Raw genomic sequence first — 15,646 nt, forward strand, 5'->3', positions numbered from 1 at the left:
ATGCCCCGCCGTGCCCGGCCCCGCCGCAGACCTCACGACAGCACCACGTCGAGCCCGAGGTCGAGCGCGCGCGTCGAGTGGGTGAGCGCGCCGACCGAGATCAGGTCGACGCCGGTCTCGGCGATGCCCCGCACGGTGTCGAGGTTGACGCCGCCTGAGGCCTCGATGTTCGCCCGGTCGTGGACAAGTGCGGCGCCCTCGCGCAGCTCGTCGAGGCTGAAGTTGTCGAGCATGATCGTGTCGACCCCCGCGGCGAGCACTGCCTCGATTTGGTCGACGCGGTCGACCTCGACCTCGAGGTGCACGGTGTGGCCGATGCGGGCGCGCACCTCGCGCAGCGCCTGCGTCACCGACAGGCCGCCGGCGGTGAGCACGGCGAGGTGGTTGTCCTTCACGAGCACCGCGTCGCTCAGCGAGTAGCGGTGGTTGTGGCCGCCGCCGTTCACGACGGCGTGCCGCTCGAACGGCCGCAGCCCCGGGGTGGTCTTCCGCGTGTCGACGATGCGCGCCCGCGTGCCGGTGACGGCGTTCACGTAGCGCGCCGTGAGCGTCGCGATGCCGCTCATGCGCTGCGCGAAGTTCAGGGCCACGCGCTCGGCCGTGAGCACCGATCGCGCCGGACCGCTCACCTCGGCGAGCACCTTGCCCGCCGAGAAGAACTCCCCGTCGCCGAGGTGCAGCGTCGTCGCGATAGCGGGGTCGGTCAGCCGCATCGCCGCCGCGAACACCTCGCCCCCGCTGAACACGCCCGACTCGCGGGCGACGAGCTGCGCCGTCGCGGTCGCCGCCTGCGGGATCACCGCCTCGCTCGTCGCATCGCCCCACGGCGCGTCCTCGGCGAGAGCCGCGGCGACGGCGGTGTCGATGATTCGGGTGGTCAGCATGCGGGGGCTCCTTCTCGGGAGGTGAGGCGTCGACGCGCGAGCTCGGGGCGCGGGCTGGGGAAGTCAGTGCGGTAGTGCGCGCCGCGCGACTCCTCGCGCGCGAGCGCCGCGTCGACGACGACGCGGGCGAGGTCGAGCAGGTTGCGGTCCTCAAGGTCGGTCGCGTTCCAGGTGGAGAGAACGGATGCCGCATGCGCGAGCCCCTCGCCCGAGCGCTGCACCCCGGCGAACTCCCACATGAGCTCCTGCAGCGCGCCGCGCGAGAACCCCTCTGCCTCCGTTCCCGGTGGTCGAGTAGCCGCCGGAGGCGGCGTATCGAGACCCCTCCCGGGCGAGGAAGGGTCTCGATACGCGCTTCGCGCTACTCGACCATCGGGTGCGGATGCCGCGAGGAGATCGCGCGCCGCGCGATGCGCGAAGACCGCCGCCTCGAGCAGCGAGTTCGACGCCAGTCGGTTCGCGCCGTGCACCCCTGTCGACGCGCACTCGCCGACGGCCCAGAGGCCGGGCAGGCTCGTGCGGCCGGACGGCCCCGTCGCGATCCCGCCCATCCAGTAGTGCGCGGCCGGCGTGACCGGAATCGGCTCGCGTGCCCAGTCGAACCCAGCCGCGCGGGTGGCGGCATCGATCGTGGGGAAGCGGCGCGCGAGAACGGATGCCCCGAGCGCGGTCGCGTCGAGCACGACCGGCCGGCCACCCTGAGCAGCCATTTCCACCGCGATCCCGCGGGCGACGACGTCGCGCGGGGCGAGCTCAGCGTCGGGGTGGATGTCGAGCATGAAGCGCTCGCCGCGGGCGTTGCGCAGCACGGCGCCCTCGCCCCGCACGGCCTCGGAGATCAGAAACGAGCCGGGGGCGGCCAGCGCCGTCGGATGGAACTGGTAGAACTCGGTGTCGGCGAGCTCGGCGCCCGCGCGCCAGGCGGCGGCGACCCCGTCGCCGGTCGCGACGGCGGGGTTCGTGGTGTGCGCATAGAGCTGGCCCGCGCCGCCCGTGGCGAGCACCACCGCGTCGGCGAACTCGATCGTGCCGTCGGCGAGCTCGACCCCGACGACCCGGCCGTCGTCGACGACGAGCTCGGCCAGAGCGGTGTGCTCGCGCACGGTCACCCGCCTCGAGTTCCGAAGGACATGTGCAGCACCTGAGGACGATTCCCCGGAAGAGGTCCTCCCCTGGCGCACAAGTCCTCCGCGCTCCGACACCGCGCCGATGAGCGCCCGCTCGATCTCGGCCCCGGTCGCGTCGCCCCCGGCATGCACGATGCGCGGCGCGGAGTGCGCGGCCTCGAGCCCGCGCGCGAGCCCGGCACCCGCGCCGCCATGGTCCCGGTCGAACCTCACCCCGAGCGCGATCAATTCGCGCACCCGGTCGGGCCCCTCGGCGCAGAGCACCTCCACAGCCGAGCGGTCGCACAGCCCCGCCCCGGCGGCGAGCGTGTCGGCGACGTGGGCCGCGACCGAGTCGTCGGACCACAGCGCCGCGGCGACCCCGCCCTGCGCGTGCGTGGTGTTCGCCTCGGCGAGGGCGCCCTTCGTCGCGAGCAGCACCTCGGCGCCGGCATCCGATGCCTCAATTGCGGTCAGTAGACCGCCGAGCCCGGACCCGACGACGATCACGCGCATCGCTCGCCGCCCCTGACCAACTCGCGCGGAAGGGATTCCGCGCAACACGCCGTGCCAGGCACCCGACACACCGGAGCGCTGACCGAATCCCTTCCGCTAGCCAACGCTCATGCCGCCATCGTCGTGTCGGGCCGCGCCGCGAGCATGCGCTCGAGCGCCACCCGCGCCCCGGCGGCCACCCGCTCCGACACCGAGATCTGGTTCACCACGCGCCCCGCGACGAGCTCCTCGAGCACCCACGCGAGGTAGCCGGGGTGAATGCGGTACATCGTCGAGCACGGGCAGATCACCGAGTCGAGGCAGAAGATCTCGTGCTGCGGGTAGTCCGCCGCGAGCCGCTGCACGAGGTTGATCTCGGTGCCGATCGCGAAGACCGACCCGGCGGGCGCGGCGGCGATCGCCTTCACGATGTAGTCGGTCGACCCGGCGCCGTCTGCCGCGTCGACGACCTCCATCGGGCACTCCGGGTGAACCAGAACGCGCACGTCGGGGTGTGCCGCCCGCGCGGCCTCGATCTGCGCCACCGTGAAGCGCTTGTGCACCGAGCAGAATCCGTTCCACAGGATCACCCGCGAGGCATCCAGCTCGGCATCCGTCAACCCGCCGCGCACCCGCGCCGGGTTCCACAGCGGCATCGCCGAAAGCGGCACCCCCATCGCCTTCGCGGTGTTGCGCCCGAGGTGCTGGTCGGGGAAGAACAGCACCCGCTGCCCGCGCTCGAACGCCCACTCGAGCACGGTCGCCGCGTTCGACGAGGTGCACACGATGCCCCCGTGCTCGCCGCAGAACGCCTTGAGCGCCGCCGACGAGTTCATGTACGTCACGGGGATCACGGGCACCCGCCCCGACTCGTCGGGCGCATCCCCGAACCGGGCGGTGAGCTCGGCCCACGCCTGCTCCACCGAGTCGATGTCGGCCATGTCGGCCATCGAGCACCCGGCCGCGAGGTTCGGCAGGATCACCGCCTGCTCAGGCCCGGTCAGGATGTCCGCCGTCTCGGCCATGAAGTGCACGCCGCAGAAGACGATGGCTTCGGCATCCGGAAGCGACCGCGCCGCCCGTGCCAACTGGAACGAGTCGCCCACGAAGTCCGCGTACTGCACCACCTCGTCGCGCTGGTAGAAGTGCCCCATCACGGCGACGCGGGAGCCGAGGGATGCCTTCGCCGCGGCGATCCACTCCGAGAGCTCCTCGGCAGACGCGCGTCGATACCGCTCCGGCAGCTCGCCCTGCACGGGGGAGCCGCCCGGCAGCACATCGCCCTGCGACGCGCCGGGCCCGTACCCCGGCATCCCCAGGTCGAACGCCCACGGCCCGTCGGCGAGCTCGGGCGCGCAGGTCTCGCCCGCGAGCGCGCCGTTCGAGATGCCCGCGATGGTGCGGGTGACGGATGCCGCAGCGCGGTCGTCGAGCAGAGTCATCAGTTGCTTCTTCCCGTGTTCTCTCGGTTCACTTCTGAGCGAGCCGCCCCAGCGGCCCCTGGTCGGCGAGGTCGACGGCCTCGTTGTAGCGGTACAGCCGAGGCGGTCGGTGCCGCACCCCGGTGAGCACCTCGCCGGTGTCCTCCAGCACCCCGCTCGCCTCGATCTGACGGCGGAAGTTCGCGGGATCGAGCGCGCGCCCGAGCACCGCCTCGTAGACCTCGCGCAGCTGCGCGAGGGTGAACGAACCCCCGAGGAACGCGCTGGCGATGCGGCTGTACTCGACCTTGTTCCTGAGGCGCCACAGCGCGTACTCGACGATGAGCTCGTGGTCGAAGGCGAGCGGGGGCAGCTCGTCGGCGGGGAACCAGCGCACGTTCTGGCCGACGCGCGCCGCCCGCGCCTCCTCGTCGCCGACGAGCGCCCAGTAGACGACCGAGACGACTCGGCCGCCGCAGGCGGCGCCATCGGCAGAGCCTGCGTTTTCGCCCGAGCGGCCGGGGTCGCCGAAGGCGTAGAGCTGCTCGAGGTAGCGGGGGCTGAGCCCAGTCGTGCGAGCGAGCGTCGAGGTGGCCGCCTCGGCGAGGCCCTCGCCCGCGCCGAGCGGGCCGCCGGGCAGCGCCCATTTCCCGTCGAAGGGCTCGCGGATGCGCCGCACGAGGGGCAGCCACAGCCTTCGCTCGCCGGCGTCCTCGCCGAACCGGCCGGAGGAGCGCAGCGCGAAGATCACGGTCGAGACCGCGAGCGAGGCATCCGTCATTCGCCGCTCCTCCTTCAAGTCATGCACACCATAACCTCGTATAGCAGTTAATGTCGAAATTACCTTAATGAAGTATGACTGCGCTGAACCCTGTGCGCGCACCTGTCGCGCCGCCGCTTGCGCATGGAATGCTTGTCACCCGATGAGCACCCTCGAATCCCGCCCAGAGACGCCCGACGAGCGCACGCTGCGCCGCTGGCGGCGCTACCTTGCGGACGAGCGGGCAGAGGCATCCGTCTACCGCGATCTCGCCAGCCGCCGCGAGGGCGAGGAGCGCGATATCCTCACCGCGCTCGCCGACGCCGAGTCGCGTCACGAGCAGCACTGGCTCGACCTGCTCGGCCCCCGCGTCGGCAAGCCGCTGCGCCCAGGTCTCCGCAGCCGCGTCTACGGCTGGCTCGCCCGGCGCCTCGGCTCGGTGTTCGTGCTCGCGCTCGTGCAGCGCGCAGAGTCGCGCTCGCCCTATGCCGACGACCCGGACGCCACCTCCGAGATGGCCGCCGACGAGCAGATCCACGAGGAGGTCGTGCGGGCGCTCGCCGAGCGGGGCCGTAACCGGATCTCCGGCACCTTCCGGGCCGCGGTGTTCGGCGCCAACGACGGTCTCGTCAGCAACCTCTCGCTCGTGCTCGGCGTCGGGGCGAGCGGCGTCTCGACCCACGTCATCCTGCTCACCGGCATCGCCGGCCTGCTCGCCGGCGCGCTCTCGATGGGCGCGGGCGAGTTCGTCTCGGTGCATTCGCAGCGCGAGCTGCTCTCCGCCTCGACCCCGAACCCCGAGGTCGGCGACGCCATCGAGAAGCTCAATGTCAACCAGAACGAGCTCGCGCTGGTCTTCCGCAGCCGCGGCATGACCGAGCGGCAGGCGCGCACGAGTGCGGCGCGGCTGATCTGGGGCATGCATACGAATTCCGCCGCGCTGTCGCCGGAGGGCGGTTCGCCCACGGATGAGCACGAGGCCGTCGGCACCGGAATGGGCGCCGCGCTCTCGAGTTTCTGCTTCTTCGCCTCCGGCGCGATCGTGCCCGTCATCCCCTACCTGTTCGGCATGAGCGGTCTCGGCGCCGTCGCCGTCTCGGCGGGGCTCGTGGGCCTCGCCCTGCTCGGCACAGGGGCGGTCGTCGGACTGCTCTCCGGCTCGTCGCCGCTGTGGCGCGCGGTGCGGCAGCTGGCCATCGGCTACGGGGCGGCCGCGGTCACCTACCTGCTCGGTCTGCTCTTCGGCACCACGGCGGGCTAGACCTAGCGTCCAGCATCCGGCGTGTCAACGGGATGCGGAATGCTCGACTCCGTCGTTGTAATAGACGTGCACGCAACCATCCCGGCATAAGGGGACTCTTGAGGGTCGACGGGCACTGGGCGCGGTTTGTGGGGAGAGAGGGCCCCGTTCCATCGGAACGGGGCCCGTCCTTTGCTTGGCGACACCGCGCCAGGCATCCGTCACCAGTCTTTGACCTCGCCCGTGACCGAGGTGAGCAGCTCGATCGCCCGGAACGGGTCGGAGAGCGGGCTTGAGAAGTAGGTTGCGCGCACGCCGAAGCCGCGCAGCCGCTCGAGCTCGGCGAGCAGCGAATCGCGCGTCGTGTTCTCATCGATGCGCCCCTGCGCGGTCTTCTCGATCGTGTCGAAATCGCGCCCGACGGTGTCGCAGTGCCCCTTGAGCACGTCGATCAGGTGGGGGAAGTCGGCGTGCGCGAACCAGTTGCAGGCATCCGCATACTGCGCGACCAGGCGCAGGGTCTTGCGCTCGCCGACGCCGCCGATGATGAGGTACGGCCGCGGCCGCGAGAGCGTCGCCGGCACCGACAGGGTGCGGCCGAGCTGGTAGTGCCGGCCGTGATACGGCTCGTCGGAGTCGCTCCACATCTGCAGGACGATCTGCAGCGCCTCCTCGAGACGCTCGAAGCGCTCGGCGATGGGCGGGAACGGGATGCCGAGGCCGCGCGATTCCTCCTCGTTCCACGCCGCGCCGATGCCGAGCCCTGCGCGCCCGCCCGACAGCACGTCGAGCGTCGAGACGGCCTTCGCGAGCACGCCCGGCTCGCGGTAGACGACGCCGGTGACCATGGTGTGCAGCAGCACCTTCGAGGTGTTCGCGGCGAGGAATCCGAGGAAGGTGTATGCCTCGAGCATGTCCCGCTCGGGCGGGCCGTAGGCGCCGATCTGCCAGAAGTGGTCCATGACGGTGAGGCGGGCGATGCCGCCGTCCTCCGCGTCGCGGGCGATGCGGGCTACGGTGGGGCCGAGCTCGGCCGGCCCTGAGCCGAAGGTCAGTTGCGCAAGGTGGAATCCGAGGTCCATGCTCGTCACGCTACGCCGGATGCACAGGCGCGGATGGAAGAGTTGAGCCCATGCAGCTGATCGTCGATCTGGTGCTCGCCGCGGCGGGCGTCCTCACGGTGATCCGCTACGCGCGCCGCGGGGTGATCACCGGCCTCGCCGCCCTCATCGGCTGGCTCATCGGCTTCTGGATCGCGCTGCAGCTCACCCCCGCGCTGATCGAGGCGGTGAACACCCTCACGGCGGTGCAGCCGTGGCAGCGCAACCTCATCGTGCTGGCCGCCGTGCTCGCCATCGCCGCCGTGTGCGCCATCATCGTCATCACCATCGGCAACCTCGTGCGCAAGGCCGTGCGGCCGATCCCCGTCGCCGGCGGACTCGACGCGGTGCTCGGCGCCGTGTTCGGCGCGCTCGCCTGGGCCGTCGTCGTGTGGCTCGCTGCGGGCTTCATCACCAGCACCGGATTCCGCCCGGCGACGCAGCTGGTCGACGCGTCGCGCATCGTCGCGGCGCTCGACGACATCGCACCTGTCCCGGCCAGCCGCGTGTTCAGCAAGGTCGACGACACCATCGCCGCGGCCGGCCTGCCGAAGGTGTTCGAGCCGGGGCACGAGCAGATCCCGGGCGTCGCCGCCCCGCCGAGCTCGGTGCCGGCCGCGGTCGGCGCGGCGTCGCCGTCGATCGTCGAGGTCGTCGCCGACGAGCCCACGTGCGGCACGGATTCCTCGGGCAGCGGCTGGGTCGTGGCATCCGAGCGCGTTGTCACCAACGCCCACGTCGTGGCGGGCTCGAGCACGACTGCCGTGCTCGTCGACGGCAAGACCGAGCGGCTCCGCGCGAGCGTGGTCGGCTACGACCCCGAGACCGACCTCGCGATCCTCGACGTGCCGGGCCTCGACGCGAAGCCGCTCGCGCAGAACGGCGCCCAGCAGGCGGACGGGGCGGCGGTGTTCGCGGCCGGCTACCCGGGCGGCGGCGCCTACACCGTGTCACCGGGACGCGTGCGCGCGACCGTGAACGCGATGGGCAAGGACATCTACGACGACAAGACGGTCACCCGCCAGGTGTACTCGCTGCGCGCCGTGGTGCGGCCGGGCGACTCCGGCGGCCCCCTGCTCGACGCCAAGGGCCACGTGGCCGGCGTCGTGTTCGCGATGTCGACGACGGATGCCGAGACCGGCTACGCCCTGACGATGGCCCAGGTGCGGCCGATGCTCGCGAAGGCGCCGACGCTGACGCAGCCGGTCTCGACGGGGGCGTGCACAGCGGGCTGATCCGCGATTCTTTACTGCTTCTTGGCGGGAATCCGCGGATCATGAAGGCATGACCGAGCGGAAGCCCCGATTGCTGCTCGTCGAAGACGACGAGCGACTCGCCCCGATCATGCTCGAGTACCTCGGCGAGAGCTACGACGTGACGCATCGCGCCGACGGCGCCGAGGCCCTCAAGACCGCCCTCGCCGACGAGTTCGACGTCATGGTCGTCGACCGCCGGCTGCCCGGCCTCGACGGAGTGAGCCTCGTGCAGGGCATCCGTCGTGCGCATATCGGCACCCCCGTCATCATGCTCACCGCGCTCGGCACGGTCGACGACCGTGTCGAGGGGCTCGACGCGGGGGCGAACGACTACCTCGTGAAGCCGTTCGAGTTCGCCGAGCTGCTCGCCCGGCTGCGGGCGCTGCGCCGCAGCTACACATCGAACGAGGCGTCGCTCACGGTCGGCACCTGGGACTTCTTCCCAGAGGACCGCATCATCGAGTCGCCCTACATCGGCCCCGTCGCGCTCACCCCGAAGGAGACCGAGCTGCTCACGTTGCTCGCCGAGAGCCCGCAGCGCACCTTCAGCCGCGCGCAGATCCTGCAAGCGGTGTTCACGCCGACCGACCTGCCGGGCACCGTCGACACCTACGTGCACTACCTGCGCCGCAAGACCGAGGAGACCGTGGTGGTGACGGTGCGCGGCCGCGGCTACCGCCTGGGGACGCTGTGACGGCACGCCGCACGCGGGACACGGATGCCTTGGCGGTGCGCCGCGCCGCGGCATCCGTCACCCGTCAGATCTCGATCGCCACGGTCGCGCTGGTCGTGTTCATCGTCATCCTCGCCGTGATCTTCGTGATCTGGCAGTCGCAGCCGAGCGAACTCGCCGAGAAGCAGGCGCCCGGCGAGGACAAGATCTACATCGACGCGGGCGGTGTGCTGGTCGCGCTCGCGGTGATCGGCGTCGGGGCGATCCTGTTCGCCGCCGTGATCAGCTGGCTCATCGCGCGCCGCGCGGTGGAGCCGCTGGGGCGCGCGCTGGCGCTGCAGCGCGCCTTCGTCGCCGACGCGTCGCACGAGCTGCGCACCCCGCTCGCGGTGCTCGACGCGCGCCTGCAGCTGCTGCAGCGGCGCCTCGGTGCCGGCGACCCGAACGCCGGCACGGTCGCCGAGCTGCGCGACGACACGGCGGCGCTCATCGGCATCGTCGGCGAGTTGCTCGCTGCGGCCGGCGATGAGCCGAACGAGGGGGAGAAGGTGACGGATGCCGCGGCCGACGCCGCCACCGTCGTCGAGGCGCTTCGCCTGCTCGCCGCCGACCGTTGTGTCGCCATCGAGCTGCGCGCGCCCGAATCGTTGCCGGTCGCGATGCCGAGCGTGAGCTTCCGGCGGTGCGTCACCGCCCTCGTGGACAATGCGCTGGCCCACACTCCCGACGGCGGCCGTGTCGAGGTCGGGCTTCGTGAGGCGGCTGGCGGCGCCGTGGCGCTCACGGTCACCGACCACGGCCCAGGCATCCGCGGCATCGCACCTGAGCGCGTTTTCGAGCGCTTCGCGCATTCGGACCCGGGGGATGCCGAAGGGCTGCCGCGCCGCCGCGGATTCGGCATCGGCCTCGCGCTCGTCCGCGACGTCGCGGCTCGCAACGGCGGCACGGTGCGTGTCGACCACACGGGGCCCGATGGGACGACCTTCGTGCTCGAGCTGCCGCGCGCGTAGCTTGTGCCGTTTCTGAGACGGCGCGCGCGAGCGTAGGGGAAACGCTTTGTGAGGAATCCCATGCCTGTACTGCTCATCGCGATGATCTGCATCGCCGCGGTCGCGCTCGCGGCGATGATCGCCGTCTTCGCGCTGCTGCTGCTCGTCGCGCACGTCGATGAGGATGACGAGCGCTGACCGCCGTGCCGCGCTCGCTCAGCCGGTCGGCAGGTTCGCGCGCAGCTTGATGCACAGCGCCGTGAGTGTCGCGAGCTCGTCGGCATCGAGCGCGGTGCCGACGATGCGGTCGATCGAGCCGCCGTGTACGTGCGCCACCCGGTAGAAGACGTCGTAGCCGGCATCCGTCAGCCTGATCACGGTGCCGCGCGCATCGCGCTGATCCGGAAGCTTCTCGACCAGCCCGCGGGCCGCGAGGCGGTCGACCAGCCGGCTGACGCTGGGCTGGGTGAGCAGGATCGACTTGTTGAGCTCGCGGAGGCGCAGGCTGCGCCCGCGTGCCCTGCTCAGGGTGAACAGCACGTCGTATTCGTTGAACGAGATGTCCTCGTTGGGGAAGTCGGCGCCGAGGAGGCGCATGATGGCGACCTGTGCCCGGAACAGCGCTTCCCATGCGGCGACCGAGCGCGCTTCGTCACTCACCCCTTCACTCTAGGGGCGGAAAAGTAGAGGCCCGAGGCTTGTTAGCCTCGGGCCTCTCCCTTGCACCAAGAGTGTCCTGCAATCACATTCCGCGCTGGCTGCCACAGCAAACAACTAACGCTCTATGAAGATATAACGGGACGGTAACGCTGTCTAGTTACCAATCCGTGATTTTTTCTGCGAGTTCCATTAGGGCTGCTGCGCAGGACGATCAAGTGAGGGTTCGGACGGCGCTCCCTCGACAGTCGTGTGGGTGTGGATACGGGCCCCGGCCTCGTTGAAGATGCTGATGATCTGCGCCGGGCGGTTGCCTGCGGCGCTCATCGCGTGGGGGATACGCGTGTCGAACTCGGCGGCTTCGCCGCGGGTGAGCACCAGATTCTGCTCACCCAGTCTGAGGCGGAGTCTGCCGTGCAGGACGTACAGCCATTCGTAGCCGTCGTGGGTACGAGGCGCAGGCAACTCGCCCGACGCGGGGTAGGTGATCTTGTAGGTCGAGATCGGCGAGTGCTCCGGTGCAAGCGGTGCGATGACGAGTCCCTCGCGCTGGATCACGGGTCGCCGTATCCGCGGGTCCACGGCCTGCGGGGCCAGCAGATCGTCGATCCGCAGGTCGAGGCGCCGCGTCAGCGGCAGCAGTAGCTCGAGACTCGCCTGTCGCTTGCCTGACTCCAGACGGGACAGCGTGCTGACCGACATTCCGGCGGCGCCGGCAAGGTCCTCCAGCGTCAGCCCTCTGGCCTGGCGAGCTGCACGCAGTCGCGCGCCCACCTGCTGCAGTTCCTCCCGCACGATTCCCCTTTGCCAATTTTGCAAACCAGTTTGCCTTTGACGCATTATGCCGGACACGCTGAAGGCATGCACGCGCACGACGGGGACCGGTCCGGGCAGACCCCCGCGGATTTCTGGGAGCACCGCTACAGCTCTTCCGAGAGGATCTGGTCGGGGAAGGTCAACCAGGTGCTCGCCGATGTCGCCGCATCGCTTCTGCCCGGTCGCGCACTCGATCTCGGCTGCGGCGAGGGCGCCGATGTCATCTGGCTCGCGCAGCATGGCTGGACCGCGACCGGGATGGACATCTCTCGCACGGCGATCGACCGGGCGGCGGCGACCGCGCAGGCGGAGGGGCTGGAGCCGGAACGAGCGCGCTTCATCGCCGGCGACCTCACCGAAGTCCCTGAGGGCGCCTACGACCTCGTCACCGCGAGCTTCTTCCATTCGCCCGTCGAGCTGGCTCGGGCCGACATCCTCAGGCAGGCGGCAGAGCGCGTCGCGCATGGCGGTCATCTGCTCATCACGGCGCATGCGGACCCTCCGCCCGCGTCGGACATCTCCGACGGACATGACCAGCGCTTCCTCAGTCCCGATGAGCAAGTCGCTCAGCTCGACCTCGACCCCGAGCTGTGGTCGGTTCTGATCGCCGAGAAGCGGGCGCGGCAGGCGACCATGCCTGATGGGCGACAGGTGGTTCTCGAGGATGTCGTCGTGCTTGCCCGCCGAGCCTGAGCAGCATCGCACCGGCGCCCTCAGGCGCGCGTCCCCCGGCCACTTCAGTCGCCGTCCCAGCGCCGCGCGCCCGTTCCGTCGCCCGTGTCGCCGAGGGCATCGCCGGGGTTCTGTAGGGTGCAGCTGCGCAGGCTGAGGCAGCCGCAGCCGATGCATCCGGTCAGGTCGCGCCGCAGGTGCTCGAGCGCGGCGATGCGCGCGTCGAGCTCGTCGCGCCACACCGCGGAGAGCCGCGCCCAGTCGCGCTTCGTCGGTGTCCGGCCCTCTGGCAGCGAGTCGAGGGCTGCCTTGATGTCGGCGAGCGGGATGCCCACGCGCTGTGACACCCGGATGAACGCGACCCTGCGCAGCGCGTCGCGCCGGTATCGGCGCTGGTTCCCCGGGCTGCGCTCGCTGGTAATGAGCTCCTTGCGCTCGTAGAAGTGCAGGGCCGAGACGGCGACGCCACTGCGTTCCGCCAGCTCGCCCACGGTCAGCACCCGATGCGCGCCGCCCGCCAGTTGAGGCATCCGTACCCCCTTCACTTGACCTCAACGTTAGTTGAGGTCCTAGCGTCGGATCATGACCAATGAGACGGATGCCGACACTGACGCCTCCTGCCTGACGGCCGAACTGCGACCCGCAGAGGACGAGGCCGGCGCCGACGGCGTGCTCGGCCCGCACTTCCGCTGGATCACCATCGGCATGTGCGCGCTCGTGCTGTTCGTGGCCTTCGAGGCCATGGCGGTCACCACGGTGATGCCGGTGATCGCCCGTGAGCTGCACGGCGACTCGCTCTACACGCTCGCCTTCGCGGGCTCGACCGCTGTCAGCGTGGTCGGAATGGTGACCGCCGGCGCCTGGTGCGACCGGCGCGGGCCGGTGAGGCCGCTCTTGGTCGCCGTCGTGCTCTTCGTGCTCGGGCTCGCGATCGCGGGCCTCGCGCCGACGATGCCCGTGCTGGTCGCCGGGCGGCTCGTGCAGGGCTTCGGAGGCGGCGCGCTGACGGTCGCGCTCTACGTCGCGGTCGCGCGCTGGTACCCGCCGCGCCTGCACCCCCTGGTGTTCGTCGGCTTCTCGACCTCATGGGTGCTGCCGTCGCTCGCCGGACCCTTCGTCGCGGGCGTCGTGACGCAGGCCTTCGGCTGGCGGTGGGTTTTCCTCGGCGTGATCGTGGTGGCGCTCGTGGGGCTGCTGATGATCCGCCGCGTGCTCGTCGACACGGGCGCTGCGCCGGCTGCGGATGCCGCACCGCTGCGCCCCGCGCGCATCGCGGCGGCTCTCGCGGCCGCCCTCGCGCTGCTCGTGCTCGGCAGCGCGACCCAGTTCGGCACGACCCTGCGCTGGATCGTCCTCGCCGTGGCGGCGGCGGTGCTCGTCGCGGCGCTGCGCCCGCTGATGCCGGTCGGCACCTTCCGCCTCGCCATGGGCCTGCCGGCGGTGCTGCTCGCCCGCATGCTCCTCACCGGGGCCGAGCTCGCGAGCGAGGTCTACGTGCCCTACCTGCTGATCGACCGCTACGGGCTCAGTCCGGCGATCGCCGGGCTCGCGCTGAGCGGCAGTGCCGTCGCCTGGTCGGCGGGCTCCTGGGCGCAGGGGCGGCTCGGACCGCGCGCGAGCGAGCGCGGCTGGGCCGTGCTGGGGGCGGCATCCATCGTCCTCGGTGTGGCGGGGACGACGGCTGTCGCCGCGCTCGGCCTGCCCGCCTGGTGGCTGTTCGGCCTGTACCTCTTCGCGGGCCTGGGTATGGGCTTGGCCCTGCCCCGGCTCACGGTGCTGATGATCGGCTACTCGACGCCTGCCGATCAGGGCTTCAACAGCTCGGCGCAGGCGATCGCGGATGCCGTCGGCGGGTCTGCCGCCGTCGCCTTCGCCGGGCTGGTGTTCGCCGCGCTGCAGGGCGCCGGCGGCTCGATCCCGTTCGCGGCGTGCTTCGCTCTCTGCACCGTCCTCGCGCTGATCGCCCTCGGTGCCTCGGCGCGTGTCGGAAGCCTCAGCGGTGCGCGTCGCGCAGGGGCGTGAGCCGCACCCCGCCGTCGGCGACGGGCGCGGCCCAGACCTGTGCTCAGTAGCCGACGACGAAGCGCTGGTTCACGTGGGTGCGGTTCTCGATCTCGTCGACGAACGCGAGCGCGAAGTCGGCGCCCGAGATCTCGGACTTCCCTTCGGCATCCCGCAGCACCGTGTCGGCGCTCGTGCGGTATCCGCCGATCGCGGTGCCGGGGTTGTAGCCGCCGTAGGTCTCGGCCGGGCTCACGTAGAACCACTGCAGGCCGGCCGGAGTCGCGTCGCTGCGCAGCCAGTCGAGCACGCTGGCGTGTGCGAGCGCCTCGGGCTTGTAGGCCTCGACGAACTCGGGGAGGTCGACGAGACGGGGCCCGCCGACACCCTCGTGCGTCGAGCCCGCGCCGCCGACGAAGGCGAGGCGCGCGCCGCCTGCGACCGCGCCCTCGGCGAGCCCCGGGACCAGCGCCGGGAGTACCGGCTGGTTCGAGCCGTCGACCGCGTGGATTGCCACGACCACGACGTCGTGGTCCGCCGCGAGCCGGTCGGTGAACGAGCGATCGGTGATGTCGCCCTGCACGTAGGTGACACCGTCGATCGGGGCATCCGGTGCATGCCGTGAAACCGCAGTGACGCGGATGCCGCGCTTCACCGCCTCCGCGGCGATGTTGCCGCCCGAGTACCCGGTGCCACCGATGATCGCGATAGATGTCATGTCAGCATCAGCCGCCGAAGCGGCACGTCTATTCCTCTCGACTTCCGTGTTACGTCGTTGTGCCTCGGTCGCATATGGCCCGCTTCCGTGTGGAAAGCGGACCATATGCGACCACGCAGGGGGCCGAACGCGACCACCGGGTCGTTCGAGGGCGCGTTCGCGGCGCCGGGTTCAGAAGCGGTCGGGGCTCGGCGCGTGCGACTGCCGGATCACGACGTCGGCGTGCCGGTCGAAGCGGTAGCCGACGCCGCGCACGGTGCGCACGATGTCCTCGTAGCGGCCGAGCTTCGCGCGCAGCCGGCGCACGTGCACGTCGATGGTGCGCTCGTTCGGGATCTCCTCGTCGGTGGCGTTCGACCACAGCGAGGTGATGAGCTCGGTGCGCTCGATGGTGCGCCCCTCGCGCAGCACGAGGTACTGCAGCAGCTCGAACTCCTTGAAGGTGAGCGAGACGCGGTCGCCGTCGAGCAGCAGGTGGCGGCGGGTGACGTCGATCGTGACGCCGGTCTTGTCGGCGTTGTCGTCGGTGCGGCTGCCGGCCGGGCGCTGCTTCGCGACGGCGGCCGGGTCGCGCAGCGCGAGGCGCACCACGTCGACATCACGGCCGCCCGCGCCCTCAGGGGCGAGGGCGACAGAGGCGAACGACTCGGCGCCGGGGGCGACCTCGCCGAGCACCTTCTTGAGGGCGGCGACGATGGTGCCGAGGTCGGTGCCGGCGGCGGCGGCCTTGGCCTCGTCGAAGCCGACGTAGAGGGCGAAGCCACGGGCCGTGCCGGCGGGGGCGATGCGTGCCGCGGGAGCGGACGTGGTGGAAGACGTCAGAGCGGACTCAGGAAGGGTGAAAGTCATCGGAATCAG

General features: G+C 71.2%; 16 protein-coding genes. 6 read left to right on the top strand and 10 right to left on the bottom strand.

The genetic code is table 11. The features are described from left to right. Window positions 1-32 precede the first annotated feature (32 nt). From nadC to ABD708_RS04710, 4 genes are all read right to left on the bottom strand, one after another. A complete protein-coding gene (gene nadC / locus ABD708_RS04695) occupies window positions 33-884 on the bottom strand; it encodes a carboxylating nicotinate-nucleotide diphosphorylase (protein WP_344752122.1) in 852 nt (283 codons plus the stop codon). After that, window positions 878-2,506 carry an L-aspartate oxidase gene (locus tag ABD708_RS04700; RefSeq protein ID WP_344752123.1) on the bottom strand — a complete coding sequence of 543 codons (1,629 nt, stop codon included), beginning with the start codon at window positions 2,504-2,506 and terminating at the stop codon, window positions 878-880. The genes nadC and ABD708_RS04700 overlap by 7 nt, the downstream gene beginning before the upstream one ends. A gap of 107 nt (window positions 2,507-2,613) precedes the next feature. After that, a complete protein-coding gene (gene nadA / locus ABD708_RS04705; RefSeq protein WP_344752124.1) occupies window positions 2,614-3,927 on the bottom strand; it encodes a quinolinate synthase NadA in 1,314 nt (437 codons plus the stop codon). Window positions 3,928-3,955: 28 nt separating this feature from the next. Beyond that, complete coding sequence (locus ABD708_RS04710; protein ID WP_344752180.1) at window positions 3,956-4,687, bottom strand: NUDIX hydrolase; 732 nt, start codon at window positions 4,685-4,687, stop codon at window positions 3,956-3,958. 142 nt (window positions 4,688-4,829) lie between these two features. On the opposite strand from ABD708_RS04710, the gene ABD708_RS04715 reads away from it, so the two are divergent. Continuing rightward, the gene (locus tag ABD708_RS04715; protein ID WP_344752125.1) at window positions 4,830-5,927 is read left to right on the top strand and encodes a VIT1/CCC1 transporter family protein; all 1,098 of its coding nucleotides are present in this window, start codon (window positions 4,830-4,832) and stop codon (window positions 5,925-5,927) included. 200 nt (window positions 5,928-6,127) lie between these two features. Here the strand turns inward: ABD708_RS04715 and ABD708_RS04720 are convergent, their stop codons facing one another. Continuing rightward, window positions 6,128-6,988: an LLM class F420-dependent oxidoreductase gene (locus ABD708_RS04720; RefSeq protein ID WP_344752126.1), complete on the bottom strand. Its 861-nt coding sequence runs from the start codon at window positions 6,986-6,988 to the stop codon at window positions 6,128-6,130. A gap of 50 nt (window positions 6,989-7,038) precedes the next feature. Here ABD708_RS04720 and ABD708_RS04725 point away from each other — a divergent pair, with 50 nt between their 5' ends. The 3 genes from ABD708_RS04725 to ABD708_RS04735 are packed head-to-tail and all read left to right on the top strand — an operon-like array spanning window position 7,039 to window position 9,945. Further along, window positions 7,039-8,241 carry a MarP family serine protease gene (locus tag ABD708_RS04725; protein WP_344752127.1) on the top strand — a complete coding sequence of 401 codons (1,203 nt, stop codon included), beginning with the start codon at window positions 7,039-7,041 and terminating at the stop codon, window positions 8,239-8,241. A 49-nt stretch (window positions 8,242-8,290) separates the two neighbouring features. Then, a complete protein-coding gene (locus ABD708_RS04730; RefSeq protein WP_344752128.1) occupies window positions 8,291-8,956 on the top strand; it encodes a response regulator transcription factor in 666 nt (221 codons plus the stop codon). Further along, window positions 8,953-9,945 carry a sensor histidine kinase gene (locus tag ABD708_RS04735; protein ID WP_344752129.1) on the top strand — a complete coding sequence of 331 codons (993 nt, stop codon included), beginning with the start codon at window positions 8,953-8,955 and terminating at the stop codon, window positions 9,943-9,945. Before ABD708_RS04730 ends, ABD708_RS04735 begins: the two co-directional genes overlap by 4 nt. Window positions 9,946-10,140: 195 nt before the next feature. Here the strand turns inward: ABD708_RS04735 and ABD708_RS04740 are convergent, their stop codons facing one another. Further along, window positions 10,141-10,584: a MarR family winged helix-turn-helix transcriptional regulator gene (locus ABD708_RS04740; protein ID WP_344752130.1), complete on the bottom strand. Its 444-nt coding sequence runs from the start codon at window positions 10,582-10,584 to the stop codon at window positions 10,141-10,143. Window positions 10,585-10,773: 189 nt separating this feature from the next. Beyond that, complete coding sequence (locus tag ABD708_RS04745; RefSeq protein WP_344752131.1) at window positions 10,774-11,376, bottom strand: helix-turn-helix domain-containing protein; 603 nt, start codon at window positions 11,374-11,376, stop codon at window positions 10,774-10,776. A gap of 66 nt (window positions 11,377-11,442) precedes the next feature. Here ABD708_RS04745 and ABD708_RS04750 point away from each other — a divergent pair, with 66 nt between their 5' ends. Further along, a complete protein-coding gene (locus tag ABD708_RS04750; protein ID WP_344752132.1) occupies window positions 11,443-12,090 on the top strand; it encodes a class I SAM-dependent methyltransferase in 648 nt (215 codons plus the stop codon). A 44-nt stretch (window positions 12,091-12,134) separates the two neighbouring features. Here ABD708_RS04750 and soxR read toward each other — a convergent pair whose 3' ends face one another. Next, the gene (gene soxR, locus ABD708_RS04755) at window positions 12,135-12,599 is read right to left on the bottom strand and encodes a redox-sensitive transcriptional activator SoxR (RefSeq protein WP_344752133.1); all 465 of its coding nucleotides are present in this window, start codon (window positions 12,597-12,599) and stop codon (window positions 12,135-12,137) included. 52 nt (window positions 12,600-12,651) lie between these two features. Here soxR and ABD708_RS04760 point away from each other — a divergent pair, with 52 nt between their 5' ends. Further along, entirely contained in the window at window positions 12,652-14,091 is a 1,440-nt protein-coding gene (locus ABD708_RS04760) for an MFS transporter (RefSeq protein WP_344752134.1), read from the top strand. 43 nt (window positions 14,092-14,134) lie between these two features. Here ABD708_RS04760 and ABD708_RS04765 read toward each other — a convergent pair whose 3' ends face one another. Both ABD708_RS04765 and ABD708_RS04770 read right to left on the bottom strand, forming a co-directional pair. After that, window positions 14,135-14,788 (bottom strand): NAD(P)-dependent oxidoreductase, encoded by a 654-nt coding sequence (locus tag ABD708_RS04765; protein WP_344752135.1) that lies wholly within the window; start codon window positions 14,786-14,788, stop codon window positions 14,135-14,137. A 171-nt stretch (window positions 14,789-14,959) separates the two neighbouring features. Then, window positions 14,960-15,637 (bottom strand): winged helix-turn-helix domain-containing protein, encoded by a 678-nt coding sequence (locus tag ABD708_RS04770; RefSeq protein ID WP_344752136.1) that lies wholly within the window; start codon window positions 15,635-15,637, stop codon window positions 14,960-14,962. Window positions 15,638-15,646: the final 9 nt, after the last annotated feature.

The organism is Gryllotalpicola koreensis, assembly GCF_039538185.1.
GTDB classification, from domain to species: Bacteria; Actinomycetota; Actinomycetes; order Actinomycetales; family Microbacteriaceae; genus Gryllotalpicola; species Gryllotalpicola koreensis.